General features: G+C 44.3%; 24 protein-coding genes and 1 riboswitch. Of the genes, 9 read left to right on the forward strand and 15 right to left on the reverse strand.

The annotated features are described in order from the left end of the window. Window position 1: 1 nt before the first annotated feature. The 3 genes from cidR (at window position 2) to LC036_RS08295 (ending at window position 2,005) form a co-directional block, all read left to right on the forward strand. Window positions 2-904: a cidABC operon transcriptional activator CidR gene (gene cidR / locus LC036_RS08285; protein ID WP_226580914.1), complete on the forward strand. Its 903-nt coding sequence runs from the start codon at window positions 2-4 to the stop codon at window positions 902-904. Window positions 905-1,104: 200 nt separating this feature from the next. After that, complete coding sequence (locus LC036_RS08290) at window positions 1,105-1,659, forward strand: acyl-CoA thioesterase (RefSeq protein ID WP_226580915.1); 555 nt, start codon at window positions 1,105-1,107, stop codon at window positions 1,657-1,659. Beyond that, window positions 1,637-2,005, forward strand: a complete 369-nt coding sequence (locus tag LC036_RS08295; protein WP_226580918.1) for a hypothetical protein — start codon at window positions 1,637-1,639, stop codon at window positions 2,003-2,005. The genes LC036_RS08290 and LC036_RS08295 overlap by 23 nt, the downstream gene beginning before the upstream one ends. Window positions 2,006-2,100: 95 nt before the next feature. Here the strand turns inward: LC036_RS08295 and LC036_RS08300 are convergent, their stop codons facing one another. Next, window positions 2,101-2,517 carry a hypothetical protein gene (locus LC036_RS08300; RefSeq protein ID WP_226580920.1) on the reverse strand — a complete coding sequence of 139 codons (417 nt, stop codon included), beginning with the start codon at window positions 2,515-2,517 and terminating at the stop codon, window positions 2,101-2,103. 214 nt (window positions 2,518-2,731) lie between these two features. Between LC036_RS08300 and LC036_RS08305 the strand changes: the two genes are divergently transcribed. Beyond that, on the forward strand, window positions 2,732-3,340 hold the full coding sequence (locus LC036_RS08305; RefSeq protein ID WP_226580924.1) for a histidine phosphatase family protein: 609 nt from the start codon (window positions 2,732-2,734) through the stop codon (window positions 3,338-3,340). Window positions 3,341-3,656: 316 nt separating this feature from the next. On the opposite strand, the gene LC036_RS08310 is transcribed toward LC036_RS08305, so the two are convergent. The 6 genes from LC036_RS08310 to LC036_RS08335 form a co-directional block, all read right to left on the reverse strand. Continuing rightward, a complete protein-coding gene (locus LC036_RS08310) occupies window positions 3,657-4,007 on the reverse strand; it encodes a hypothetical protein (RefSeq protein ID WP_226580928.1) in 351 nt (116 codons plus the stop codon). A gap of 116 nt (window positions 4,008-4,123) precedes the next feature. Next, complete coding sequence (locus LC036_RS08315) at window positions 4,124-4,849, reverse strand: ABC transporter ATP-binding protein (RefSeq protein ID WP_226580931.1); 726 nt, start codon at window positions 4,847-4,849, stop codon at window positions 4,124-4,126. Between the two features lie 15 nt (window positions 4,850-4,864). Further along, window positions 4,865-5,887, reverse strand: a complete 1,023-nt coding sequence (locus LC036_RS08320) for an ABC transporter permease (protein WP_226580934.1) — start codon at window positions 5,885-5,887, stop codon at window positions 4,865-4,867. Then, window positions 5,856-7,067: an ABC transporter permease gene (locus LC036_RS08325; RefSeq protein WP_226580937.1), complete on the reverse strand. Its 1,212-nt coding sequence runs from the start codon at window positions 7,065-7,067 to the stop codon at window positions 5,856-5,858. Before LC036_RS08325 ends, LC036_RS08320 begins: the two co-directional genes overlap by 32 nt. 35 nt (window positions 7,068-7,102) lie before the next feature. Then, window positions 7,103-8,734, reverse strand: a complete 1,632-nt coding sequence (locus tag LC036_RS08330) for a DUF6583 family protein (RefSeq protein ID WP_226580939.1) — start codon at window positions 8,732-8,734, stop codon at window positions 7,103-7,105. Window positions 8,735-9,001: 267 nt separating this feature from the next. Next, window positions 9,002-9,931 (reverse strand): aldo/keto reductase, encoded by a 930-nt coding sequence (locus tag LC036_RS08335; protein ID WP_226580943.1) that lies wholly within the window; start codon window positions 9,929-9,931, stop codon window positions 9,002-9,004. 320 nt (window positions 9,932-10,251) lie between these two features. On the opposite strand from LC036_RS08335, the gene LC036_RS08340 reads away from it, so the two are divergent. Together LC036_RS08340 and LC036_RS08345 are read left to right on the forward strand one after the other, a co-directional pair. Beyond that, window positions 10,252-10,731 (forward strand): hypothetical protein, encoded by a 480-nt coding sequence (locus LC036_RS08340; RefSeq protein ID WP_226580946.1) that lies wholly within the window; start codon window positions 10,252-10,254, stop codon window positions 10,729-10,731. A 179-nt stretch (window positions 10,732-10,910) separates the two neighbouring features. Next, window positions 10,911-11,014, forward strand: a riboswitch (purine riboswitch). A gap of 158 nt (window positions 11,015-11,172) precedes the next feature. Next, complete coding sequence (locus tag LC036_RS08345) at window positions 11,173-12,048, forward strand: 5'-methylthioadenosine/S-adenosylhomocysteine nucleosidase (protein WP_226580949.1); 876 nt, start codon at window positions 11,173-11,175, stop codon at window positions 12,046-12,048. Between the two features lie 52 nt (window positions 12,049-12,100). On the opposite strand, the gene LC036_RS08350 is transcribed toward LC036_RS08345, so the two are convergent. Together LC036_RS08350 and LC036_RS08355 are read right to left on the reverse strand one after the other, a co-directional pair. Then, window positions 12,101-13,207, reverse strand: a complete 1,107-nt coding sequence (locus LC036_RS08350; RefSeq protein ID WP_226580951.1) for a M20 peptidase aminoacylase family protein — start codon at window positions 13,205-13,207, stop codon at window positions 12,101-12,103. Window positions 13,208-13,341: 134 nt separating this feature from the next. After that, on the reverse strand, window positions 13,342-13,530 hold the full coding sequence (locus tag LC036_RS08355; protein ID WP_226580954.1) for a hypothetical protein: 189 nt from the start codon (window positions 13,528-13,530) through the stop codon (window positions 13,342-13,344). A gap of 218 nt (window positions 13,531-13,748) precedes the next feature. Between LC036_RS08355 and LC036_RS08360 the strand changes: the two genes are divergently transcribed. Genes LC036_RS08360 through LC036_RS08370 form a run of 3 tightly spaced genes read left to right on the forward strand, consistent with a single transcriptional unit; the run spans window position 13,749 to window position 17,612 of the window. Beyond that, the gene (locus tag LC036_RS08360) at window positions 13,749-14,651 is read left to right on the forward strand and encodes a PEP/pyruvate-binding domain-containing protein (RefSeq protein ID WP_226580956.1); all 903 of its coding nucleotides are present in this window, start codon (window positions 13,749-13,751) and stop codon (window positions 14,649-14,651) included. Further along, a complete protein-coding gene (locus LC036_RS18565; RefSeq protein ID WP_319004446.1) occupies window positions 14,648-16,294 on the forward strand; it encodes a PEP-utilizing enzyme in 1,647 nt (548 codons plus the stop codon). Before LC036_RS08360 ends, LC036_RS18565 begins: the two co-directional genes overlap by 4 nt. Next, window positions 16,281-17,612 (forward strand): MFS transporter, encoded by a 1,332-nt coding sequence (locus LC036_RS08370; protein WP_226580958.1) that lies wholly within the window; start codon window positions 16,281-16,283, stop codon window positions 17,610-17,612. Before LC036_RS18565 ends, LC036_RS08370 begins: the two co-directional genes overlap by 14 nt. 129 nt (window positions 17,613-17,741) lie before the next feature. On the opposite strand, the gene LC036_RS08375 is transcribed toward LC036_RS08370, so the two are convergent. Genes LC036_RS08375 through LC036_RS08400 form a run of 6 tightly spaced genes read right to left on the reverse strand, consistent with a single transcriptional unit; the run spans window position 17,742 to window position 25,865 of the window. Then, window positions 17,742-19,043: a (Fe-S)-binding protein gene (locus tag LC036_RS08375; protein ID WP_226580960.1), complete on the reverse strand. Its 1,302-nt coding sequence runs from the start codon at window positions 19,041-19,043 to the stop codon at window positions 17,742-17,744. Next, a complete protein-coding gene (locus LC036_RS08380) occupies window positions 19,036-20,439 on the reverse strand; it encodes an FAD-binding oxidoreductase (protein ID WP_226580962.1) in 1,404 nt (467 codons plus the stop codon). Before LC036_RS08380 ends, LC036_RS08375 begins: the two co-directional genes overlap by 8 nt. Before the next feature lie 18 nt (window positions 20,440-20,457). Then, on the reverse strand, window positions 20,458-21,888 hold the full coding sequence (locus tag LC036_RS08385) for an NAD-dependent succinate-semialdehyde dehydrogenase (protein ID WP_226580964.1): 1,431 nt from the start codon (window positions 21,886-21,888) through the stop codon (window positions 20,458-20,460). A gap of 11 nt (window positions 21,889-21,899) precedes the next feature. Further along, window positions 21,900-23,177 carry an aspartate aminotransferase family protein gene (locus LC036_RS08390; protein WP_226580966.1) on the reverse strand — a complete coding sequence of 426 codons (1,278 nt, stop codon included), beginning with the start codon at window positions 23,175-23,177 and terminating at the stop codon, window positions 21,900-21,902. Window positions 23,178-23,189: 12 nt separating this feature from the next. Further along, complete coding sequence (locus tag LC036_RS08395; protein ID WP_226580967.1) at window positions 23,190-24,896, reverse strand: M20/M25/M40 family metallo-hydrolase; 1,707 nt, start codon at window positions 24,894-24,896, stop codon at window positions 23,190-23,192. Between the two features lie 15 nt (window positions 24,897-24,911). Further along, window positions 24,912-25,865: a D-2-hydroxyacid dehydrogenase gene (locus tag LC036_RS08400; RefSeq protein ID WP_226580970.1), complete on the reverse strand. Its 954-nt coding sequence runs from the start codon at window positions 25,863-25,865 to the stop codon at window positions 24,912-24,914. Between the last annotated feature and the right edge of the window lie 4 nt (window positions 25,866-25,869).

Raw genomic sequence — 25,869 nt, forward strand, 5'->3', positions numbered from 1 at the left:
GATGGACATTCGTCACCTGCAGTATTTCATTGAAGTTGCCCGACACAAAAGCTTCACCAAGGCAGCCTCACACCTCTTTATCTCTCAACCCACGATCAGTAAAATGATTAAGAATCTGGAGACAGACCTCGGAGTGGAATTGTTCGAACGAAGCAGAAAAAAAGTAGTCCTTACGGATGCCGGGCGCCTGATTCTCTCTCAGGCGAAAACGATTGATAAAGCGTTCCAGAATCTGCAGACACAGCTCGATGATTTGATCGGGTTGCAGAAAGGACACATCCGTATCGGTCTTCCGCCGATTATGGATGCCGAACAGTTTATCCAAATCCTCGGTGGGTTCCATGAACAGTATCCTCACATTACTTTTCAGCTCATGGAAGACGGGGCTAAGAAAATTGAGGAGAACATTATGCAGGAGGAATTAGACGTCGGCATTACCGTCCTTCCGACAAGGGAAGAGATCTTTGACTACTTTTTCTTACTAAAAGAGGAGTTAGTGGCTGTGCTTCCCACGGCGCACCCGCTGGCGGGGCAGGAAGAAATCCATTTGGAACAGCTGAAACACGATTCCTTTATCCTTTTTAACAAGGATTTTGTCCTGAACGACCGCATCATTTCCACCTGTAAGAAAGCCGGATTCCTCCCGAACGTCATTTCAGAAAGCTCGCAGTGGGACTTTATCGGCAAGATGATAGCTTCTAATTTCGGCATCTCGCTCCTGCCCAAAAGTGTCGCCGGTCTGTTAAAAGAAGATGTCCGCACGACAAAAGTGGCCGAGCCGTCCGTCGCCTGGGAATTAGCCATCATCTGGCCGAAAGAGCAGTACATTTCCTATGCGGCAAAAGAATGGCTGACTTATACCCAGAACCGCCTCAGCTCTATCGACCAAGAATCAGCTTTGTAACCCAAAGCTGATTTTTTTATGCCTTTTCCCTATGACTGTAAGCATTTACATAGATATTGGCTATCCTGACAATGCCGAATTGCTATTTCACTTTCTGAACCGACCCGCTTAGACTGAAGGTGTCATCCTTTTCATAGAAAAAGACAGTCTTTACGAATAAGCGTTTAGAATGGATTATCCTGCTGAAAGGAAGTGGAACGATGGAAGCAAAACGTACAAAAGAAAGTCTCGTCATCAACACCGATCAAGTAATGATCAATGACCTGAACAATTACAACACACTATTTGGCGGGGTGCTGATGAAGAAATTGGACAACAATGCCACCCTGTCTGCACGAAGACACGCCCGGGTAAAGGAGTGTGTAACAGCCTCCACGGATTCGATTGATTTCCTTCATCCGATTCATCAGACGGATTCTGTCTGTGTGGAGTCCTTCGTCTCCTATACGAGCAATAAGTCGATGGAAATCTTTTGTAAAGTCATTGCAGAAGATATGATCACCGGGGAAAGACGGATGGCCGCTACGGCTTTCTTAACTTTTGTAGCCCTGGATGCGAATAAAAAAGCTGTCCAGGTCCCGAAGGTGATTCCTGAAACAGAAGAAGAACAATTTCTCTATCAATCAGGGGAAGAACGTGCCAAAAGGCGCCGTTTCCGCCGGGAACACAGTGCTGAACTGACAAGACTCATCGGCCTTGAAAAACCTTGGGAAAAAGGGGTGGATAAACATGATGAACTTAGCCAGCTTGGGTGATTTATACGAAGCGAAGGAAGAGTTGGAGGAAATAAGACGGACTCATCCAGACGTATACGGAATTCTAAGTCACGTCGTCAGTTTTACGCGCCAGCTGCAAATTAAGTACGGATATATGGGGGCACTTTTAATGGAAGAAGATTTGACGGCCACTTATCCTGAGTTCGTCAAAGGGTCGATCTTATCGTTATACCAGAAAGAAGTAAAGCGGCTCAAAGAACACGCCGATTTTCCATTGGTTAAAGGATTATTAGACAAGCACCGGAACGTCGGGGACGCGAAACTATTCTTATTAATCATCGGAGCCAAGCCAGAGTCACTGAGAGGATCAACCATTATGAGATAAACAAAAGAAGAGGAAGGAATCCTAAGGGACACCTTCCTCTTCTTCCGTCTCATGTGAATTTCCAATCCGTATGTACACAGCATCCGCCCCAGTAATTAAGCGTTCAGCAGCATCATAATAGAAGCAATCGGAATTCCGCTTAAAAAGGCGAGGGAAATAAAAACGACCCCTTTTGCCTGTGATTGATTTTCACCGGTTACAGAAGAGATGCTTTCCTGTCCTTTTACGAACAGTTTAGTCAGTCCGACCAGCCAAAACACAAGGATGACAGCTATCGATAGGTACATATGAAGGACCATCACTTCTCCATCAGCAAGGTTTGCATAGGTTGAAGCAAGTATGATGATCGAAAGCGCCTCAACAAGTGCTGCCGTAATAAAAAATTTCGTCTGGGCTTTTTGAATTTCTGGTTGGGAAAACGAACCCTCTGCTAATGTGTTGAACATCCTGCTTCCTGCAAAAAATATCCCCACAACAGCCAGGATACTTGCAAGTGCAAATAAATACTCCATGATATAACCTCCCTCTAGTAAGGTTCCATCAGAGATTCTAACATCGGGAGCATGAGGAATGATAATGGCAAAGTGAACCATCTCACTTCTACGCCGGCACGCTCATTTTCTATGGTCCATACCTGCCAGACTCTTGCATCTGGACAGTTCGAAAGACATAATGAAGAACGGATAGATAACTGTAGAAAACGAACAGCAGCAGGAGGAAATCGAAATGACCAGAGTGTATTTAATCCGGCACGGCGAAAGTGAATGGAATGCAGCCGGTGATCTATATTGTGGCCGAACTGACATCGGCCTGTCTGAAAAGGGAAAAGAACAGGCGCGTGCAGCCGGGGAATTTTTAAAAGATGTTCATTTTGATGCGGCCTATTCTTCTCCTTTAATTAGAGCCTACGATACAGCGTCTCTGATTCTGGGAGAACGAAAGATGGACATCGAGATGGATGAACGGATGTATGAAGGAGACTTTGGCGAATGGGAAGGACGATCTAAAGCCACCTTTATCCAAGAAGACCCAGAGTCATGGAACGAGTGGATGAGAGATCCATGGCATACGCGGGCAGGAAGAACGGGAGAAACAGCCAAAGAAATGCATGACCGGGCGACTTCTTTCTTCAACGACCTTACACAAAAGCACGGGGATGAAACCGTTCTTGTCACCGCCCACAACAATACAATCCGGTTCTTCCTCGCGGGCGTTCTTGGGATGTCTTTTTCTCATTATAGAAAAATCTTTCAGGATAACACAGGGATTAACATCCTGGATGTTTCTGAGGACAATGTTGTGATTAAAAGTTTAAATGTCCATACCCATCTTTAAAAAAGAAGCTGATCTCTGATGGGAGGTCAGCTTCTTTTTTATTGGCTCTGTTATAGCTTAGTGGTGTTATTTAGGGTTTCCGTGAATGTTAGTTGAGTGTAAGGTGGGCCTGGAAACCACTCGCTTTCCTGTGGGGATGGGGAAACTCCTCGCCCGTGGAAAGCGAGTCGTTCCCAGCCACCCCTCCGTTCAACAAAAGTAACGGCCCATCCATAAGCTTCGACTCTACATAAGGGGTATTCTATGGAACTGATTAAAAATTAACCACAGACTTAAACAGAGACTATTGACTATCCATTTTGCGTTGTGGTTTCGATCAACTTTCTATGGAAGAAAGAATCGTGACCGGCATCCCGTTTGGTGCGGTCAGCGAATACATCTTCTCTCCATGTTCTTCAATTGGACCATGAATGTCCGTTCCCTGTTTTTTGGCATAATCCGCAAACGCATCGGCATCATCGACAACGATCTGAAGCATCGTTACGCCCACCATACATTCACTTTTATGCCAAAATTCAAGCCAGCTATCTCCTGCTTTAAAAATTCCGCCGCGGTACTCGTCCGTGTTCGTCCAGGCGTTTTCGATTCCAAGCTTGTTTTGAAAGAAGTCGACCATGTCATCACTCTTGTCTGATACATCTACATATCGGTATCCAAGCACCTTCATTTTCCGCACCCTTTCTCTATATAACTTCTAATTCTTAGTCTCCTCCTAAGTTTAAGAACCTAAACAAGAACCGGTCCTATTTTCCCAGGAAGATTCCTTTCCTACCGCAGCACGAATCAAAGGTGCTGCAAAATACGTCTTAGATCTTTCTGTTCATCAAACGATTGCAGCAGTTCTTCTTTTTGACGGATCAATGCTGTTTCTGTCCCTTGAAAAACCGGCCTTTTCTCAGCAAACAAAAGATATTCATCACTCAGTTTCCTCAGCTCATACCAGTCATGACTAATATATAAAAGCGTCTTCCCCTGTTGGTGTAGCTCTTTCAGCCAGGCAATGATATCCTCTTTGGCTGCTAAATCAACACCCGCGGTCGGTTCATCCAGTAAACAGATCGAAGGATTTTTCAGGAGACCGACGCATAGATTCACTTTCCGCTTCCAGCCTCCGGACAATTGACCGACAGGCTGGTCCATCACTTCATCAAGGCGCAGTGTCTCCACCATCCGCTTCAGAAAGTCATCATCCACTTTTGTCTTCTCAAGCTTCTTCCAAAAGGCAATCTGCTGCCCTACCGTCAACTCTTCATAAAGGGCGATGTCCTGCGGAACATATCCAATCGCTGAACGGACGCGCTTTACTACTTGTTTGTATGGTTGTCCTTCATAGGAAAGGGCTCCCTTCGAAGGTTTTTCTAATGAAGCGATAAGTTTAAGAAAGGTAGATTTCCCAGCTCCATTCGGTCCAATGATACCGATCGAACTTCCCTCCTGAATCGTCAGCGAAAAGGGATCAAGGACCTGCTTTCGTCGATACCGCTTGGAAACATTGTCGAGTTGAATCATGAAATCCCCTCCTTTCTATTGATTAATCAGAAGCCATTGATGGGGCCATAGGTCTGTAAAACCAGTTTGAGTAATGGTAAAAATAAAAGAACTGACAGCTATCAGCATCAGTATATAGACGGCCCAGCGTTTTTTCCCAAACGCCATAAACAAGCACCAGGTCACAATGAAAGTTAAAGCAGCGACAATAATTCCGTGTATATTCCATGCCGCCATCAAATCCTGCGGTGTTTCGGATAAAAAGAACAGCCCATTGAGCGGCAGTATATAAGATATAAGACCAATAAAAGCAAAAATAACAAAATGCGCGAAAAAGTAAGAGGCCGTAGTCTTTTGAATCAGTTTGATCCTTGCGAGTCGTCCGCTGTTTTCGTCTTTTGTTACTTCATATAAAAAGAAAATCGCAAGCAGCCAGGCATACAAGAAAAACAGCTGCAGCACCGTCACCTGCCAGGATTGCAGCTGCGGCTCTTCTCGTTCCGGCTGCTGTGGTGAACGCTCTGTTACACTTACCTGAAATAAAGGCTCTGGTTCCCAAAATTGATCCGAATACTGAAAAACTTCTTCAAAGGAAGTCTCTGTCTCCTGCTCAACGATTACCGCCGCTTTTGCATTAAGCGCAAGTCGCATCAATTCTGCACCAAAGGCTTCTTTAGCAAATACATCAAGCGCTGAGTTTTCGTTCCGTATCCACGTGATGACCTCATTAACTTCTCCCTGTCGAATGGATGCTTGAAATCCTTTTTCGATAATAAAAGCCGCTTCCACTGCTCCCTTTTGGACATCCGTCTCCGCCTCAGCCCTGGTCGCCTGAGACACAAGGCGGACCCGCCCGGAATCTTCCACCCGGTCTGTCACCGTTCGGGAATCATCACTTTGATCTTCATCAACAACAGCAATCGGAACGGCTGTCTCTCCTGCTGTATTTTCAAAAAAAGGATAGAGCAGAAAGGTGCATAGAAGAGGAAAAGCAAGAAGAAGAATTACAAATGGACGCTTCCGCCATTTATTTAGATGTAAAGATAGATATGTAAGCATCCCTCTTCTCCTTCCTAAAACCAGCCACCAGAGCAAAAACGTGCAGGCCGATGCCCCACACCGCCAACGTAAACAGCGACCGATTTTCTTCGTTCGTTAAAGCAGCCTTGAACACCTCATAACTCCACTGAAACGGGTTCCATTCATGAGCCATCCACTCTGGGAGGTAGATCCCCGGCACATAAGCACCGGCACTAAAAAGACCGATCAGTCCTATCATCGTAAAAATCAAAAAACGTAATCCAGATGGGATCTGCAGCCCGTATAAAAGCCCGGCGAACGAGGAAAGCAGCAAGGCCGTAAGCACGAGACCCAGGTGAAAGGACACTGACCAGGAAATCGGCTCCCCGACTTGATGGATAAGTACAAAGCTCCCTTCAAGAAGCACCAATGCAAACAGCCACCACTTCAACTGCTTGATCATCACCTGATGGATGAATGTTACATCGACCATCTGCCAACGCATTTGTACCGCGCCTTTCATTGAAGGGCCATCAAATGCCTGGTAGAATGCGATAAATAAAACAACGAAAGTAAATACAGCAGCGATCAGTCCATGCTTTTCCCACCCGATACCCGCACCACTTATCACCCGCTCTTCCTGAAAGGCTTCATTGCGGTCAAGAGCAAATAAAGTGAACGTAACGATGACCTGTTGAAGGTTGTTTCCTCTCTGTTCATCAGGCATTGTTTTAATATGTAGATCATAAACCGTATTCACTGCACTTTGAGACGCAGAGATGTACTTTGATCCGCTCTCCAGGAGCACTTGAAGCATCGCTGAGGGCAGGGGTTTTTCACGGTTTGTCATCACCTGAATCGGGTCATTTTCCCCGACCATCAAACTCTCTGTGAATCCTCTGGGTATCGTCATGATGCCCGCCAGCCTTCCTTCCTGAAAAGCTTCCCGCGCTTCTTTTTCATCCATAGGAATCAGGTTTAACGCCTGCTTGAGCCGTTCTTCTTCGGATAATTGATTGATGAGCGCTTTTGTCTGAAAGGTGTCATCCTCATCAACAACAGCTGCCTGAATGGTCTGATCCTGCTCTGTAATCATGGCCTGCAGGGACAGCACGATAAGCAGGATAAAAAGTAAGGGAATGCCAATAGATAAAAAAAGAGGGGCAGGCCGTCGAACGGTCGCCCTCATCTCATAGTTCCATAATGATCGTATGTTCAAACGGTCCGCCTCCTCTCTTCAGCTTGGGTTTATGATTAAAACCCACCTAGTCCGCCAAGTCCGCCCATTAGGGAATTGATATGCTCCTGGAAGTTCTGCTCAATATCTGCGCCAATCTGCTCAAGTTCTTCATTTGTAGTTTCCATCAATGGAACACTGTTTTCTTCTGTCCATTCAGGGAACTCCAAATCATCGGTGAACGTAATTGTCTGATCAAGAGTAAACTCAAGACCCGCTGCCATATCTCCCATCATTGGGTTTTCCATACTCAAATCCAATCCGAAATTCACGTCGTTTTCATAAGCATTGTCACTGCCTTCTTCTAACATCGTGTTATAGAAGCCTGAAATTGACGGAACCGGCTGCTGTTCAAACATCGGCCCTTCAAGGGTTACATCAAACTGGGATTTTGAACCTTTTTCTGTATAATCTGTGTTTATTACCACGCCGGCATTAAACGATTCCGGTGCTGACTCTCCTTTTAACCCAAGAGAATAATCCACGTGCAATCCTTCATCGTTCGGCTGACCTTTTTCTTCATAGCTGAAGGTTAAGGTCCCTTCATCCTCTTCAGGCTTAACAGTCACATCAAACGTGCTTACATATTTTTGTTCGCTTTCTTTCATATAATCACTGGCTACATCAATCGCAACTTCCTGCTCATCCTGTGGTTGAATGGCCATGTCCCACGTCTGGTGGGCAATCAAATCATCTTTGATGTAGGACTCCATCGTAATTCCATCCGGAAATTGAAGCTTATCGATGCTTTCAATGATTTCATCAAGGTCCTTCTGGAATTGATCAACCCCGCCGGGAGCGGTCGCCAGATCCTCTTGAAGTTCCATCTGCTCATTTAAGATATCCTGGATGCGTTCATCATTCTTCAGCTTCTCAAGCAGTGTAACCATCATTTCCTGCGCTTTCTCTTCGCTGATCTTCATTGTTACTTTATCGTAATTTTCACCTTCATACTCAGCCCCCTGCTCAAGAGAGAACTCCGCCTCGGTTAATTCTTTTCCTAATGTAGTGACGTAGTCTTCAATGATTTCTTCTGACTCTTCTGCTGTTACCTGAGATTCCAGGTAGTCGGCAATCAGAGGAATCGACGTCTCTTCTGATGCTGTCGGATCACCCATCTTAGCTAGAAACGCACCTAACTTGTCATTAGGAAGTGTGAAGTAGTCTTCATATACAAACGGTGCCTGGGCGGCAAAAGTATCTTCATTTTGATAGAAGTTTCCGTTTGCTATACTATTCCCCTGAATCTGAAGGTCCATCTCCCCGTACACTTCTTTCGTTTCCGGATTCACTTTCCCGGTTAAATCGAGTTGAGCTGACGATAACACCCCTTGAATTAACGGAAGCTGCGGGGCCATCTGACGCAGCTGCTGCCCTTGTGTGTCCATTCCCATCGTCAGGGTGGCATCGGATTTATGAGCTTCGTTCTGCTGACGCTCCATAAACTCTCTTTGGTCTTCTGTGTATTCTTCCATGCGCTCGAACTGATCGTCAATTGTGTTCTTTTGAGCCGTCATATACATGACCATCGGATTTGATTCCTTCAAAACGGCATACGCAGTACCGCTGATCACGGCAATGGCAACAACCGTCAAAGCCATAATCAGCCATTTGTTTCTTTTCGTCTTCGGTTTCTGTTCGTTACTCATGGACCTCTCCCTTTCTATCACTCTCAATTGTTCTCTAATACTACTTACGAAAAACAGATGAATGAAGTTTCACCTTTTGATAAAATATGTAAAATCACACCCTCTTATACTACAATAGTCTCACCAATTATGAAAGGTTACTAGATAGGAAGAAAAAGTCTTCTTATCCACCGCTGTAGAAAAATAGATATTATTTTAGAGATTTCCCGGGAAATGATAGATCTTGTCATAACAAAAAAGCCCACCTATACAGGCAGGCCTTCATCTTTATGAAAAAATACGGTCAATCTGGGAAATCTCATCATCTGACAAGTTCACTTCAAGCGTCTTCAAGTTATCCACGACCTGCTTGGAACGTTTCGCGCCCGGAATAACAGCATCAATGGATGGCTGGTTCAAGTACCAGGCAAGCACAACGTGCGGGACGCCTACGCCATTTTTCTCTGCAATCGGACGCAGCTGATCGACTTTGGCCAGGTTCTCCTTAAATGCTTCCCCCTGGAAAAATGGATGCTCCGCACGATAATCATCAAAGGTGGTGTTCTCATCATATTTCCCGGCAAGAAGTCCGGATGCAAATGGAAAATAAGGAACAAAAGAAATTTGATTTTGTGCTGTATAAGGCAGCATCTCTTTTTCAGCTTCACGTTTAAACAAATTGTATTCACTTTGAATAACATCCACGTAGCCGTCTTTGTTCGCTTGTTTTAATTGATCCACAGAGAAGTTTGAAACACCGATGGAACGAATCTTCCCTTCATCCCTCAACTCTTTCAATGCTCCAACAGCTTCATCTTTTGGAGTATCCTCATCCGGAAAGTGGATGTAAAACAAATCGATGTAATCAGTCTGCAGGCGCTTTAAGCTGTCCTCTACCGATTTCTTCAGGAAGTCCGGAGAATTATTAAAGACAACCTCCTCACCTTTGAACTGGTGAGCCCCTTTCGTTGCCAGGATAATGTCGTCCCGCTTAAACTCCTTCATGACTTCTCCTACAAGCTCCTCTGATCTTTCCGGTCCATAAATATAGGCCGTATCCAGAAAATTCATGCCATGCTCAACAGCTGTGCGGACAACATCCTTCCCTGCTTCTTCATCCAGATTTGGGTAAATGTTATGGCCGCCGACCGCATTGGTACCGAGACCAATCGGGTTGACCACTAACTCCGACTTTCCTAAGTTTGTTTTTTTATCCATTCCTTCATCTCCTTCTATTTATCCTCTTATGATATGTACCACTTTCCCTGTAGTAGAAAACAAATTCTTCCTATTATGTTTGTGCACCATTCTAATAGATCCGGGTGACCGGGAAAATACCTTTTATTCAATAGGCTCTGTTCAAGCCTGTTATTGCTATTGGAAATGATTCTTTATTTTAATGCGTCCAAATATTTGATACGATTTGCCCGGCCGTTTTATGGCAACTATCATTTCGTGTTCAACTAACGGACCAGTTCAGCGGAAGATGGATTGTATAAATATATACTTACCAAACTAAAAAGGGAGGTGAATAATAAATGTTTTTCTATATCTTATTTGGTATTGGTATTTTAGCATTCGTCCCTATATATTTCGCAGAAAATATAAACAGTTTTATTTTCATTATGGCTTCTGGTACAATTTCAGGTTTTTCACTGGTTTCTTTCAGCATTTTCGTTAACAAAGATTGGAAGGGTTTCCGAGGAAAAAATGGCCTGCCTATGAGAATTATTTTTGGTGGAATAGGAGTACTTGTATTAATAATGAGCCATTTCTTCTGGGTGGATTTACCCAATTATATAACTGAAAATTATCGCACCCTTGAGGGAGTTCCTTCTGAGGTTGAATATTTCCCACCCTCAGGAAAAACTGGTGAATCTTTTTTTGTTACTATTGAGGGCGTTAGACTCCCCTTAACCCCCGCCCCAAAAGTATCAGAAGAAGAAGCAGAAGGTCGTTATTTTACCATCAAATATTTCCCATATTCTGAGTGGATTGTTGATTATAAAATTGAGTAAGTAACTATTACGGTTGAAATCCCTCAAAACCACATCATTCGCCTTATAACAACAAAACGGAATAAAAAGCAGTCAAAAAGATAAAAAAAGCTTAAAAAACGAACAATAATTGTTTGTTATTAATTAACGTTCATAAAAAACCTTGTTTTCTCCCTATGCATTTGTTATAGTAAACACCGTATTCAATTCCATATCGTACTCGTATATTCTCAGTAATATGGTCTGAGCGTCTCTACCTGGTTCCCACTAAAAGAACCGGACTACGAGTTAAAGATGCAGCTGCGTCCCCATTGGCGCAGCAGGCTTAGTCATTTGGCTATTTGTATACTTTAACTTGGACGTCTAAAGGTAGAACCCATTTTCTACTTTTAGGCGTCCTTTCTTTAGGAAAAGGAGACGAGGATCCGGTACGATAAAACATACAACAAGGGAGCGCTACCTATGAAGCATCTTAATTCCATCCGAATGATCACATTCGCACTTATCTTATTTTCCTTCCTTGCCGGATGCAGCAATGACACAGAACAGACATCCGCAAAAGCAGAAGAAAATGAGCCGCAGCCCATCCTCGTTCAAGGTCCTATGCCGATCGAAGCTGAAAATTTCGCCGGGCGTCTCGATAACGTAGAGGAAGAACAATCGGGAAACTTTGTGTTTTATAAAGGAACCGTCAACGATTACCCTGTCATTGTCATGAAGACAGGAAAAGGAATGGAAAATACCGCAGCCGCAACAGCGATTTCGATTGAAAAATACGCACCAGCCGCCATCATCAATCAGGGAACGTCCGGCGGCCATGACCCGGACTTACATGTTTTTGATATCGTACTAGGTGAAAGAACCGTCAACCTTGGTTCTTTAAAGACGGGTCACCTTGAAGATGGCGAAGGAATCGCACCTAAAGAGTGGATCCCGATGGACTTAATGGCTTCTGAGGGGAGTGCCGGGGAAGACCCTGATGCGGAAAATATCCGCTACTTTAAAGGCGACCAGGAGCTGCTCGCTGCAGCCAAGGCTGTTAAAGATACCCATGAAGAAGGAAAAGTCGTAGAAGGAACCATTGGTTCTGCCGATGTATGGAACAATGAAGTCGATCGTATTCAGTGGTTCCATGAGAATTTTGGATCCTCTGTTGAAGAAATGGAGGGAGCTGCCGGAGCGCAGATCGCTAAGGCTTATGACACACCATACCTTGGCATCCGTATCCTTTCCAATAATAAAACGAATGACGGTGAATACAATCCAGATACCGCAGAAGCGAATCAGGATTATGTATATGAGGTCGTCAAACAGTACATTTCTACAAAAGCAGAATAACTTAAAGAAGCGCAGCTCCTCGAAAGAGCTACGCTTCTTTTTTATATAAAAGTTACCCTTCTAACGTCTCCAAGACAGCCTTAACAAGAATCTGTGACGCTTCTGCCATCACATCCTGATCAAACGTCATCTTAGGATGATGCAGTCCCGGCTTTAAATCACACCCGACTCCAAGCATAGCAGCCTTCAGTCCGGGCCGTTTAATCGTATAATAATGAAAATCATCCCCCCCGGTGGACGGGATGACTGGATTTACGTTATCCTCTCCTGCCACCGTCCTGATCGCCTGTTCCATTTTCCTTACAGCATCTTCGCTGACGATTGCCGCGGGAACGTTGGATTTCACCTTCAGCCCCAATGGCGTCCCGTGCAGCGAGGAAACGGAGTCAACAATCGCTTCAATCTTACTCATCAGCTCCGCCATCACATCATTCGTCTGCGCTCGAAGATCCATCGCAAAAGTGGCACTGCCAGGGATGATATTCGTATTGCTTCCTCCACTGTGAAAAGAGGTGACTTTCGCTGAATACGGAACCATTGGATCCAAATGGATACTATTCAGATGATGGATGATTTCTGCTCCAAGCTCAATTGCATTTTTATTTAAATGGGGGCGGGCGCCGTGGGCATCCTCGCCTGTAATCTTTCCTTCTAAAAAACGAACCGCTCCATGCTGGATACCCGGTGTGAACTGGCCGGACCTGAGCTCCTGTATCGGCCTCAAGTGCAGGCCGTACAGGTAGTCCACATCATCGACCACACCTTTTTCGACCACTTTTAAAGCTCCTTCAATCGTCTCTTCTGCCGGCTGGAAAATAAAGCGCACCGTACCGTTCATATCCCCCTGTTTTTGCTCCAGCATAAAAAGAGCTTCCAAGACAATCGACATATGCGCATCATGCCCGCATGAGTGATTGGCTTTATACTCCCCGTCCACTTCCTGCCAGAGGGCATCGAGATCTGCCCGCACCGCAACACACGGTTTCCCGCTTCCGATTTCAGCTATAAGTCCCGGACAGTCATCAAAACGACTGACTCTTGCACTCGTTTTCTCTAGTAATGAGGCTATGTATTCTGTCGTCTTCGTTTCCTGCCAGCTCACTTCAGGATGGTTATGCAGATGATCAAACATTTCTTTAATCGTTGGTCGATTCTCCATTCATCATTCCTCCTATGAATCATGATAAGTTTCAGTTCCACTTCCTTTGACGATAACACACAAATTACGAACTCTCTCACAGAAAGGGGACAGTATCTTACACCATGACTTCTCAAAATAAAAAAAGAAGAAGATCAACGCTTCTCCCGGTCGATCTTCCTCTGTATAGCATTCTCTAAAATCATTCTCGCTTGATTAAAATAATAGTCTAATTCAGCAGATGATGTCGCTTCACTCATCTTTCTTCTATATATCTCAAAACGCTGAAACTCTTCTTCAGTTAAAAACTTGTCTGAAGAAGGAAAAGGAATAATGTCCCCCACTCGATCGACCCTCTCACCTGTTTTACATATGCAATAGTATATGACTGTTGATCAATTTCTGTGAGAAGTTTGTATTTACTGAGAAATTTTTGGAGTTTATTAAAAATGTTGGAAATATAAATAAAATGTAACAATTCATTGACAATGTTACAAAAACATTACTATACTGTTAAATCGTATGAGTTTTACAATATTAATAATAAAAAGGTGTGAATTATTTGAGTGTCGTTCCCTTACAAGAAGCATCCAGCTGTAAAAATGAATGGGTAGGTTCAAAAGCCATGAATCTCTCAAAAACGAAGAAGATCATCCCTTCTATTCCTGATGGATTCGTTGTGACATCTGAGATTTTCAAAGCGTTCCTTATACATAATGATTTAGAATCATCCAACCCTGACATTCAAGAAGACATTTTAAATGGGCATTTTTCTGAATCTATGAAAGAAGAAATCTCTGCTCATTACGCGGAATTAGTGAAAGATCAACCCACCCATGTAGCTGTACGATCCTCTTCAGCTTCAGAGGATTTAGAAGGCGCATCGTTTGCCGGACAATACGAAACGATGCTGAACATAAGAAATGAAGAGGAACTCCTTCAAAGCATTAAAAAATGCTGGGCCTCTTATTTTTCTGCCTACGTGCAAGACTACGCTTCCTTACATAACGTTTCCCTTGAAAACCTGCACATGGGCGTACTTGTACAGCAAATGGTAGCCGCTGATGTATCCGGTGTGATTTTCAGCTCAAACCCTGTTACACATAATCACCAAGAAGTCCTGGTAAATGCCAGTTATGGGCTGGGAGAAACGATCGTCGATGGAACGGTTACTCCAGATATGTTTATTGTCCATAAAGAAGAGAACACCATCACGAAAGAATTAGGTCTGAAAGAAATTCAAACCATTCAAACAGAAGAAGGAAACGAAACCATAGATGTTCCAGAAACATGGCAGGATCTATTCAGCCTGAACGATTCCAACGTCCTTGAGATCGTATCAATGACAAAGGAAATCGAGCTGTATTACGGACTGCCCGTAGATATTGAATTTGCCATGAAAGACAACCACATTCACATTTTACAAACAAGACCGATTACGACGATGAAGGAGTCAATCAAATGAGCACAGCACCTTATATTGATGTATTTACAAACTTAAAAAACGAAATCTTTATGTCAGATGAAGATAAAAAGAATTATTTCTGGGAACAGGACGGCGTTCACTTCGCTAAGCCGATTACTCCGCTCTATGCTTCATTCATGGTTCCTGGTCTGACAAACGGAACAAAAGAAGCATTTGAAAAACTCAAACTTCCGACAAAACAGTTTGTCGCAAAAGTGGAAGACGGATTCTTTTATCAACGCGTTCCTATGCACGAAAATATTGAAGAGCGCCTTGCAGAACACCAGCAGGCGATGATGGACGTTTTTCCAAATGCAATGAAGGTCCTTGATGATTACGTACAGGGCACGCTGCTTCCTTACTATAAGAAACTTGATCAGCAGGCTGCCAAGAAACTTTCCACTAAAGAAGCTGAAGAAGCGGTACTGGAACTCTATGACATGTACAGCCGCATCTGGAGCATTCACTTTGAAGTCGTCATGCCAAGGATGTCGATGGGACAAGCATTAGAACAGGTTTATGGGCAAGCGTTAAACACAGAGAACGTGACAGAAGTATACGAACTGCTTCTTGGACAAATGAACAAATCTTTGGAAACCGACCGTGAACTTTGGAAGCTTTCCTTGAAAGTTAAAGATTCTAAAACGCTAAGTGATGTGTTCGAACAAGGGGCAGAAGAACTGCTCCCTCGTTTAGAACAAACGCAGGAAGGCAGAGACTTTTTAAGTGCCATTGATGATTTCTTATCTGTTTATGGCCACCGTACCGCCAACAGTCATGAATTCGCCGATGAAACTTGGATTGAGAACCCCTTCCATGCCTTGAAGATTGTGAAGAACTATGTGGAAAAAGAATTTGATTTTGAAGCAGAGTTCCAGCAAGTAATTGAGAAGCGCCAACAAAAAGTAGAAGAAGTGCTGGCGGAGATGCCGGAAGGTGAATTAAAAGAAACTTTTAAAGGGCTTCATGCAATGGCTCTTGATATGTGGGGTCTAGATGAGGATCATCACTTCTATATTGACGCCATGCTGCCGGCAAAATCCCGTCCACTAATGCTGAATATAGGGGAGACTCTTTTAGAGAACAGCGTCATTCAAGATCGAGAAGATATCATGTACATCTATCTGGATGAATTAATTGAATTTCTGCGGAAGCCAAAAAAGGCGTATGACCTCATTCAAAATCGAAAAGCAGAGCATCAGGAGAACTTAGCGAAAACGCCGGCCCCTATCTTCGGCACCCCTCCAGAAGGGCCTGTTGACCCTGTCGTCGAACGCGTTTTCGGAACGAAACAGGCACAATATAATGAAGAGACACAATCCTTCAGCGGTTATGCCGGTTCCCAAGGCACCCATATGGGACGCGTCAAAATTGTGACGGGACAGGATGAATTTGAAAAAGTAAACGAAGGCGACGTATTGGTATGTAAAACGACCACTCCTCCATGGACCGTTTTATTCAATATTGCAGGTGCCATTGTCACAGACAGAGGCGGCGTCCTATCTCACGCAGCAACTGTTGCCCGCGAATACGAAGTTCCGTGTGTAGTCGGTGCGAAGATGGCCACTTCTGAATTGAAAGACGGGGATCTTGTCACCGTAGATGGTACAAACGGGGACGTTATTATTCATGAGAGAAGCTAACATAAAGTTCATTATTCTTTCCATATTAACAGGAACCTTTTTGGTTCCTGTTAATTCTACTATGATCTCTGTTGCACTGCCTACTATTGCACAAGACTTAAATCAGCCCTTCACTAACGTCTCATGGGTAGTCACAATTTACCTGATCGTAATGGCTGTTGCCCAGCCGATTTCAGGAAAACTGGGTGATCAGTTCGGAAACAAGAAAGCGATGATGACAGGATTTACTCTATTTCTCTTATCCTCAGTTGCGGCTGCTTTCTCATCCGGACTGATCCCGCTCATTTTGTTCAGATCCCTGCAGGCCCTCGGTGGTGCTCTTGCAACACCTAATGCTACCGCCTTAATCCGAACAACGCTCCCAAAAGATAAATTGAGTCAAGTATTCGGAACCTTTGGCCTTGCAATGGGACTAGGTGCAGCCATCGGCCCTCTTCTCGGGTCAACGCTCATTGATTCATTCGGTTGGAAAGCAATCTTCTGGGTTAATGTTCCGTTCTTACTATTCTCCATGACGCTCTCGTGGCTGGTCATCCCAACACCTGAAGTTGAAAGAGAATCAAAGAAGATCGACGTATGGGGGTCCCTATACTTAACAATCTTGTTAACGCTCTTCACACTTTTCTTAACCCAAAGCCAATTCATAAACGTGTGGACCGTATTAATTGGATTGTCAGCACTTCTTCTTTTTATCTTTCAGGAATGCCGGCACCCGGCTCCTATTATTCAATTTGGCATGTTTCGCAATGAGAAGTTTACAACGTCCAATCTTTATATATTTCTAAATAACTTCGTCATGTACAGCGCCATACTGTTTGTTCCGATTTTATTAGAACGATACCATTATAGTTTGAATATGATCGGCCTCTTATTGTTTGGTTTCTCTTTATCTATGTCTCTATCTTCCTGGTGGGGCGGCCGACTAGCTCAGACTATCGGAAAAGAAAAGGTCATTACACGTTCCTTTGCTCTTACAATCGCAGCGACCGCTCTCTATTTTGGGTTCCATGAGGGCGTATCTGCCGTGTATATCGCTCTTACCCTCCTGCTTGGAGGATTTGCTTCAGGACTTGGCGTCGCTTCTATGCAGACTTTAAACATGGAAGCCGTACCGAAGGAAAAAGCCGGGACCGCTTCCGGCATCTACTCCACGTTCCGTTACATGGGCGGCATGCTCGCTTCTGCTCTTGTCAGTTTACTGGCAGGAGAAGCATTTCTATATATTCTATTAGGAACGGCTGCCCTGCTTGGTTTATTTCTTGGTCTGCGCAGGCATATGTCATTATTTCACGTTCGTTCAGAGTCCAAATTTTTATAATTTTATGCAGTAGAAAGGTATTCAGCTTATGAGCTGAATACCTTTTCTTCTATATAGATAACCTTTCATTATAGAAATTTTATGTGATGCACTTTTTTAGACTCATCGTGATTTAAACTTAAGTTATCTCTACTCTTTACCGGACGGTTCCGCTTCCATTAATAAATCAACCAGATGAACGGCTGACATTTCCTTCGTTTTACCTTCCCGCTCTATTCCTACTTTCATTTGCAGCAAACATCCTGGGTTGGTGGTCACCACTTGATCCGGCGCCACTGAACAGACATCGTTCATTTTTACATCAAGAATGTCCATGGATTCTTCATGGTTCACGATATTATAGATACCTGCAGATCCACAGCAGAAGTCCGGCCGTTTCAATTCTTTGAACGTTAGACCGGGAACCTTTTTTAAGAGTTCCAGGGGCGGGGATTTCACCTTTTGCACATTCGTCATATGGCAGGAAGGCTGGTAGGTAATGGTTTGGTGGACAGCGTGGGGGAAGGTCAACCCGTCCACTTCTACCAACACTTCCGATATATCTTTCACCTTTTTTTGGAATTCGACCGCTCGTTCATACCACTCTGTTCCTTCTTCAAAGAGGTGGTGATATTCGACAAGTCTTGCCCCACAGCCTCCTGCATTATTAATAATATAATCCACTTCTTCGTCTTGAAAAGCGACAATATTCCGCTTAGCCAGTTCTCTGGATTCGTCTACTTTCCCTGAGTGGGCATGCAGCGCACCGCAGCAGGTCTGCTGTTTGGGAAGGATGACTTCAAGTCCGCTCCTTAGTAAAAGTTCAATCGTATTTTGATTCGTATCGAAGAAAACGCCATCCATAATGCACCCCGTAAAGAAGGCGGCTTTCGCTTTAGCTGGACGTTTCCTCATATATCTTTCCACCCGCTGTTTCCGGATTTTTGGTGAAGGCTGGGGTGGGATGACCTTTTCAAAAACACCTAAATGCAAGGGAGAAACATCCGTTATCTTCATAAGCTGGGCTAAGCGCTGGACTCCGGTTCTTTGATAAAACCATGTGGCTTCCCCCAGCCTCTGCATCCACTTACTCGATGGAAAAAAGGCCTGGAAAAGGAAATCTTCCGCTTTTTTATGTAAAGAACCTTTAGACTTGTTCTCTTCGATGATTTCTTTGGCACCTTCAAGTATTTGCCCATACTGGACATTCGTTGGACATACAGTCGTGCAGGCCATACATCCAAGGCATTTTTCAATAGGATCTTTCAAATCTTCAATAGAGGCTTTTTCTTCAGCTACCATCTTCACAAGGTTAATACGACCGCGCGGGGAATGTGTTTCTCTTTCCATCGTTTCATAAGTGGGACAGGCAGGGAGACAGTATCCGCACTGCACACAGTCAAACGTCTTATCATAGTTGATTTTTTGCTGTAGCTCTAAGAGATTACCCATCAGTAAGCACCAGCTTTTGGCCTTTTTCAGGAAAAATTTTGCCTGGATTCATGATTCCATTAGGATCCCAGCTTTCTTTAATGCGTTTCATCATATCCAAACCGGCTGCACCTAGTTCATACTCCATGAACGGTGCTTTCATTGTCCCAATTCCATGCTCACCTGAGAGAGTGCCCCCAAGATCTACAGCTGCTTCAAAAATCTCCTGAACCGCTTTTTCCACACGTTTCATCTCTGCAGCATCCGCTTTGTCACATAAGATATTCGGATGCAGATTCCCATCCCCTGCATGACCAAATACAACTAATTCCAAACTATACTTGTCTTTAATCTCCTGAAGACGGTCCATCATATCAGGGATTTTACTTCTCGGAACTGTAGCATCCTCGGAAACCTTTGTAGGCTTGATTTTAGCAATAGCTGGAGATACTTGTTTTCTTGCAAACCAAATGTCATCTGCTTCCTTTTCGGTAGTTGGAATCGTCATTCCTGTCGCCCCGATCTTTCTCATAATCTTTTGGAGCATCTCAATCTCTACTTTTAACGTTTCTGGATGTCCATCCAGCTCCACTATAATAATCGCAGCTGCGTCTTTTGGTAAACCAGATGGACGAAAATTCTCCACGGCAGCAATGCAGGCCTGATCCATCATCTCAATCTTTGCCGGTAAAATACCCGAAGTAAGTGTGTGCGAGATAGCTGCACCTGCTGTTCGCAGATTCATAAATTCAATCATCATCGTTTGTTTACCCAAAGGTTTTGGTACCAGTTTTAAAGTCGCTTCTGTAATCACCCCAAGCGTCCCCTCCGAACCGACGATTAATTTAGTCAAGTCAAAACCGGTAACATTTTTTATTGTTTGTCCGCCGGTACGAATGATTTCGCCTTCAGGTGTAACAAGCTCAAGTCCAAGAACATAGTCTTTTGTGACCCCGTACTTCAACCCTCTCGGACCCCCTGAGTTTTCTGCAAGGTTGCCGCCGATGGTTGCTACGTGAGCACTGCTTGGATCTGGGGGATACATAAGTCCGTGCTTCTCTGCTTCTTCATTGATTCCAGCCGTTCGTACACTTGGAGAAACACTCACAGTCAAGTCTTCCACCTGTACATCTATTTCCTGCGGCCACTGCGAGAGATCAAGGACGATACCTCCATGAACAGGCAGGGGACCGCCGCTTAAGCAGGTCCCCTGTCCTCTTGGATATACTGGAATGTGGTAATCATTCGCCACTTTAAGCACATGAACAACTTCCTCCCTGTTCTTCGCCTGAACGACGAGATCAGGAAGGTGTTCCCCAAATGAGGCATCAAAGCTGTAGCTGTACCGCCCGGCCAAGTCAGAGATGAGCTGTTGATTCGGGATTTTTTCTGTTAAAACTTGCATCCACTTCTCCATGGCCTGTCCTCCTATCCATTAAATATTTCCAATCGATACGAATTTATCTTCCAGGTATTCTTCGATCCCCTGACGGCCCCCCTCACGGCCTGTCCCACTTTCCTTCATGCCGCCAAATGGCGCTTGTGCCGTTGTCGGGATAGGGTCATTCAGTCCAATAATGCCGTACTCCAGCCCTTCCATTAAACGATAAGAGCGGGAAAGATCTTTTGTGAAAGCATAAGCTGCCAAACCGTATTGGGGGTGATTGGCCCGCTCAATGGCTTCTTCTTCTGTTGAAAAGGTATAAATAGGTGCCACCGGTCCGAATGTCTCTTCTCTTGTAATAACCATATCATCCGTTGCCTGCCCTAATACTGTGGGTTCAAAGAAGCTTCCCCCTTGCTGCCCATTCACTTGTGTGCGTTTTCCACCACACAAGACGACCGCTCCTTTTTCTTGAGCATCCTGGATTTGCTCTTCAACCTTCTCCACAGCACCTTCATCAATCAACGGTCCAATCTCCACTCCGTCTGCTAATCCATTTCCGATGGCCAGAGCCTGAACTTTGTCTACAAAACGCTTGGAAAACTCTTCAGCTATAGACTCCTGAACATAGATCCGGTTTGTACAGATACACGTCTGCCCGGCATTTCGGAACTTGCTTCCAATAACGCTGTCTACGGCAAGGTCCAGATCAGCATCTTCAAAAACAATAAAAGGCGCATGTCCTCCAAGTTCCATCGACACTTTCTTAACCGTATCAGCAGAATCACGAATCAATTTCTTTCCAACTTCCGTTGATCCTGTAAATGTAATCTTCTTCACTTTTGGACTGCTCATCATTTCTCCGACCACTTTCGACGCTGATCCAATAAGGAGATTTGCTACACCCTTTGGAAGACCCGCTTCATGAAAGGCTTCAAAGACTTTAATCGCAGACAGCGGTGTCGACGATGCTGGTTTCACAACAACCGGGCAGCCTGCAGCTAAAGCAGGTGCAATTTTCCTTGTGATCATAGCGACTGGGAAGTTCCAAGGAGTTACGGCCGCTGTTACACCGACCGGTTCTTTAAAGACATGCAGCCGTTTAGATGGATGAGAAGCAGGAATGGTTTCTCCATATACCCTCTTGGCTTCCTCTGCATACCAATCCAGGTAATCAATCGCAAGGTTTACTTCGCCCTTCGATTCTTTTAAAGGTTTTCCCATTTCTTTTGTAACAAGTTCAGCCAGTTCATCTGCTTTGCCCCGCAAAATTTCTGCTGTTTTCACTAGATATGCGCCGCGCTCCTTTGCGGCAAGCTTCTTCCAATCGGAAAAGGAACGATCGGCAGCTTCTATTGCTAATTTAGAATCCCCCGCTCCACCCTTGGCGACTTTTTCAATTACTTCTCCAGTTGCCGGGTTGGTTACTTCTAACTGCTCACCGGATTGGCTATGTGTCCATTGACCATCAATATATAACATGGATCTCCCTCCTAATTCTCTGCTAAAACGCGTTCTACAATTGTGATCACTCGATCGATTTCTTCCCGCTTAACTGTAGTAGGTGGTATGAATCGAAGAACATTTTTCTTCGTTCCGCATCCTAATAAGATGATGCCTTCCTTCAAGGCTTCTTCTCTTAATTTTCCAAGCATATCTGGATTCGGAGTACCATCTTCCTTGCTCAACTCAATGGCAAGCATCAGACCGACACCACGAACTTCACCAATTCCTGACACACGTTCCTTCAATTGTAGAAGCGCTTCTTTAAAATAAGCCCCTTGATTTTTGGCATTGGGTAGTCCTTCTTTTTCTAAAATATCAATGGAAGCGAGCGAAGCGGCACAAGCAACCGGGTTTCCTCCATAAGTTCCTCCATGGGTGCCCGCCGGCCATTGCTCCATCAACCATTTAGGTGCAACGATGGCACTTAAAGGGAATCCAGCAGCAATGCCTTTGGCAAGTGTAAGAATGTCCGGTTTCACACCGAAATGCTGGTAAGCGAACATTTCCCCTGTACGTCCGAATCCGGTTTGGATTTCATCGAAAACTAGCAAGATTCCATACTGATTACAAATGCTTCGGAGTTTCTCAAGGAAGCTTTTCGGCGGGACAATATATCCACCTTCTCCTTGCACAGGCTCTAAGATGATGGCCGCTACGCTTTCTGGATGAACTTGAAAATCGAACAGTTCCTGAAGCTGAGCGAGGCATCGATCGACCTCCGCTTCCTCTGACAATCCTGTTTGATATGTGTACGGGTAGTCAGCATAATACACACTCGGGAGGAGACCTTCATAATCTTTTCGATAAGCTGCGTTGGATGCGGTAATCGATGTAGCCGCAATCGTCCGTCCGTGGAACCCACGTTTAAACGATATAACAGCAGGACGCTTCGTCACTTTCTTCGCCAATTTGATAGCTCCTTCATTGGCTTCTGCACCACTATTGCTGAAATACACCATCTGGTCTCCGCCGTTTAGTTCATTTAACTTTTCAGCGAGTTTGACATAAGAAGGATAATAGACGACATTGTGTCCACCGTGGATCATCTCATCCAACTGGGCTTTAGCTGCTTCAACGACTTTCGGGTGATTGTGACCAACATTAGTTACGGCAACACCACTGGCAAAATCTAAATACCTCGTTCCATCTTCACTGATTAAATAATGCCCTTCCGCTTTCACCATTCCTAATTTCGTGGCACGGGATGCTGTCGGCGGTGTAACTTCACTTGCCCGTTCGTATAAACTCTTCGTCATTTGCACCATTTCTCATACCTCCTAAGATTGAAAGATCTCCTCAGTCACTTGACGAGTTAATTGCGGCAGAATAGTAAACGTATATGGTTTATAAACACGCTCCGTATACTTATGAGCGTCCTTTCCGTAAACCCCCATGTTGATGGAGGGGATGTTCAGCTTACGTATTTCCTGAATAGGGACAGGATATATCTGGTCGTACTCCGGAAAATTGTTAATCAAAGATTGGACCTCTTCTTCTGAGTCATGTAAAGAGAGGTAGCTGCTGTCCGACAAAAATGGAAAAAACTTTTTCACAGCAAACCGGCCTCCCACCCGGTTTTCATTCTCTTTCGTTACTCGTATAAGGACATCAATGATTTCCTTTTCGCTCTCCACCTCTTCCCGCAAATAGTTGTGAGGGCAGTAAGGAGGGGCGAAAAAAATAATTACTTTTGGCGTTTTGTCAGGATCGATATTTTGAAGGCTTTCCACCACATAAAAGGCAATGTCCCTTTTGTCCATCGTATCCTGAGAATAATCCAGCTCATTGATAAACGTTCCAACATCAATCCCCTTACTTTCAAGATGGCTGACATATTCTTCAAACGTATAAACAGAAATGTCCCAGCTTAAGGACTCCTGTTTCGGGTATCCTCCTGTATCTAAAAACGTTTCATACTGTGTTTCCATATGGGTTTTCATTGATTCACAGGCTTCTACCGCTTTGTTTACAAGCTTGTTCATCGCCTCATCGGGGGAAGATTCATAGATGAAATAATTGAAATACAGACGACTGTTCAAAGGGGTCTGAACGTTGTAAAAGTCCTTTTTATCTCTCTGGTGGAGGCAGGTAGGCGGAAGCATATGCTCCCCATTCATACGTTCGGACAATTCCATATTATTGTTGATCCGCTTGTTAATTTCAGCGGAGATCAGTGTCGGATCCACCCCGGTTAATGTCTCCCCGACATGAGCTTCCCTGCCATAAATCGAAAAGCAGGGCAATAATTTACCAATAGCTCCTGTATAGATGTAATAGTTCGGATCTCCAGGATATAGTTCCGTCACAAAATCATTATTAATAGCAACTTTGACATCAAGATTCATCTCTTCTTGTAATCTCTTCAACTCGGGGACGGAATCAATGACTCCGGTATGTTCATTCTCTTCCACCGGATTCAGCATTAACAGAATATTCCCTTTAAGTTCTTTTGCTTTCTTGGAGAAATGAATGAGGTTTACCAGGTGAACGGCAATGCCGCTTTTCATATCGACAGATCCCCGCCCGAACATCCACTCTTCACTGCGTGCATGGGCTCTCACCTCAGGCGTGGGGGCCTGCTTAGCAAAGTATTCTTTTAATTGGTCTGGCTGGTAGGCAAGATCCTTAATTTTACCAAAATCATCTACCCCGACGGTATCCGTATGGGAATGAAAAAGGACTGTCTTTTGATACTTTGGATTTCTCAGGAAGGCATAAACATTCTTCCTTCCGATTCGGTCGTTATGTAAAGGCTGCGTCCACACATTTTCCGGATGGTCCTTAAAATATGGGATACATCGAATAAAAGCTTCTAAATAGTCAGCAATGGCTGCTTCACCATCAGTTCCATTAATGCTGGGGATCTGTACAAAAGCCCTCGTCAAATATTCGATTTTTTCAGGGTCACTCAACCCATGAATTTCTTCATATAGGGACTCAGGGCTCTCATGAGTCCAAGTGTACGCTTGAGAAGATAAAGTCATACGAACGCTCCTTTTTCAGTAATACTTCGTCAAGTCAACGAGATTTTTCATATTCTGCAGTTCGTTTTTCCTATATCTCTGGTAGTTATCCAATAAAATGTTCATACACCGGGTCATATAATGATTCGATTTTGCGGACATATGGGGAGTAAGCAATAAGTTCGGCAGGTCCCAGAAGCTGTGGTCACGTGGCAGTGGCTCTTCTACGAACACATCCAGCACGGCCCCTTTCATCTTCTGCTTTCTAAGGAGATCGGCCAGTGCTTGTTCATCAACCACACCACCTCTGCCTAAATTCATGAACACCGCATCTGGATGCAGCCGTTCCAGAATGTCATGAGAGAATATATTCTGCGTCAAAGGTGTGTAAGGGAGAACTGAGATGACGTAATCATAATCAGAAAGCCGATTTAATCCTTCCTCTGTGGTATACACCCGTTCAAAAGGGTCTTTCAGACATCCATTCGTGTTCACACCGTCAACCGTCATGCCAAAGAAAGAGGCGGCCTCAGCCATATCACAACCGATTGTACCTGTCCCAAAGATCAATACTTTCCGGTCCACAAGCTCTCCAACCAGTGTCTCTCTTTCCCAGATTTTTTCGTCTTTCAATTGGAGAAAGCGGTGGAAATGTTTTTCGAAATGGAGCATAGCTCCGACAGCGTATTCTCTCATTGAGCGGGAATGAACACCTCTTGCATTTGTAATGGTCAGCTGTTTTTCTTTCAGTTCTTTAAATGGGAGATCTTCAAGTCCTGCACTTAACAACTGAACCCATCTCAATGAAGAAAAATCGTTAACATTCTCACAGGTTAAGTCGTTGCCAAACGTAATCAAAACGTCCGTCTTTTCCCGAATGTCCTTCGGAACATCCTCCATACAGGAGTAGATGTGAACCTCTTCTTCATACTCCCGATGCCAACTTTCTACATGGGTCTGTCTCCATTCGTCTGAAGTACTTACAATCATGGAT

Source organism: Halobacillus litoralis (assembly GCF_020524025.1).
GTDB lineage: Bacteria > Bacillota > Bacilli > Bacillales > Halobacillaceae > Halobacillus > Halobacillus litoralis_D.

Bases quoted from the DNA above. Each gene is read 5' to 3' on its own strand.
- LC036_RS08300 (WP_226580920.1), bottom strand. From the start codon at position 2,517: ATGGAGTATTTATTTGCACTTGCAAGTATCCTGGCTGTTGTGGGGATA.
- LC036_RS08305 (WP_226580924.1), top strand. From the start codon at position 2,732: ATGACCAGAGTGTATTTAATCCGGCACGGCGAAAGTGAATGGAATGCA.
- LC036_RS08390 (WP_226580966.1), bottom strand. From the start codon at position 23,177: ATGGTGCAAATGACGAAGAGTTTATACGAACGGGCAAGTGAAGTTACA.
- LC036_RS08320 (WP_226580934.1), bottom strand. From the start codon at position 5,887: ATGCTTACATATCTATCTTTACATCTAAATAAATGGCGGAAGCGTCCA.
- LC036_RS08290 (WP_226580915.1), top strand. From the start codon at position 1,105: ATGGAAGCAAAACGTACAAAAGAAAGTCTCGTCATCAACACCGATCAA.
- LC036_RS08310 (WP_226580928.1), bottom strand. From the start codon at position 4,007: ATGAAGGTGCTTGGATACCGATATGTAGATGTATCAGACAAGAGTGAT.
- LC036_RS08340 (WP_226580946.1), top strand. From the start codon at position 10,252: ATGTTTTTCTATATCTTATTTGGTATTGGTATTTTAGCATTCGTCCCT.
- LC036_RS08350 (WP_226580951.1), bottom strand. From the start codon at position 13,207: ATGGAGAATCGACCAACGATTAAAGAAATGTTTGATCATCTGCATAAC.
- LC036_RS18565 (WP_319004446.1), top strand. From the start codon at position 14,648: ATGAGCACAGCACCTTATATTGATGTATTTACAAACTTAAAAAACGAA.
- cidR (WP_226580914.1), top strand. From the start codon at position 2: ATGGACATTCGTCACCTGCAGTATTTCATTGAAGTTGCCCGACACAAA.
- LC036_RS08345 (WP_226580949.1), top strand. From the start codon at position 11,173: ATGAAGCATCTTAATTCCATCCGAATGATCACATTCGCACTTATCTTA.
- LC036_RS08330 (WP_226580939.1), bottom strand. From the start codon at position 8,734: ATGAGTAACGAACAGAAACCGAAGACGAAAAGAAACAAATGGCTGATT.
- LC036_RS08380 (WP_226580962.1), bottom strand. From the start codon at position 20,439: ATGGAGAAGTGGATGCAAGTTTTAACAGAAAAAATCCCGAATCAACAG.
- LC036_RS08395 (WP_226580967.1), bottom strand. From the start codon at position 24,896: ATGACTTTATCTTCTCAAGCGTACACTTGGACTCATGAGAGCCCTGAG.
- LC036_RS08370 (WP_226580958.1), top strand. From the start codon at position 16,281: ATGAGAGAAGCTAACATAAAGTTCATTATTCTTTCCATATTAACAGGA.
- LC036_RS08335 (WP_226580943.1), bottom strand. From the start codon at position 9,931: ATGGATAAAAAAACAAACTTAGGAAAGTCGGAGTTAGTGGTCAACCCG.
- LC036_RS08315 (WP_226580931.1), bottom strand. From the start codon at position 4,849: ATGATTCAACTCGACAATGTTTCCAAGCGGTATCGACGAAAGCAGGTC.
- LC036_RS08385 (WP_226580964.1), bottom strand. From the start codon at position 21,888: ATGTTATATATTGATGGTCAATGGACACATAGCCAATCCGGTGAGCAG.
- LC036_RS08375 (WP_226580960.1), bottom strand. From the start codon at position 19,043: ATGGGTAATCTCTTAGAGCTACAGCAAAAAATCAACTATGATAAGACG.
- LC036_RS08400 (WP_226580970.1), bottom strand. From the start codon at position 25,865: ATGATTGTAAGTACTTCAGACGAATGGAGACAGACCCATGTAGAAAGT.
- LC036_RS08295 (WP_226580918.1), top strand. From the start codon at position 1,637: ATGAACTTAGCCAGCTTGGGTGATTTATACGAAGCGAAGGAAGAGTTG.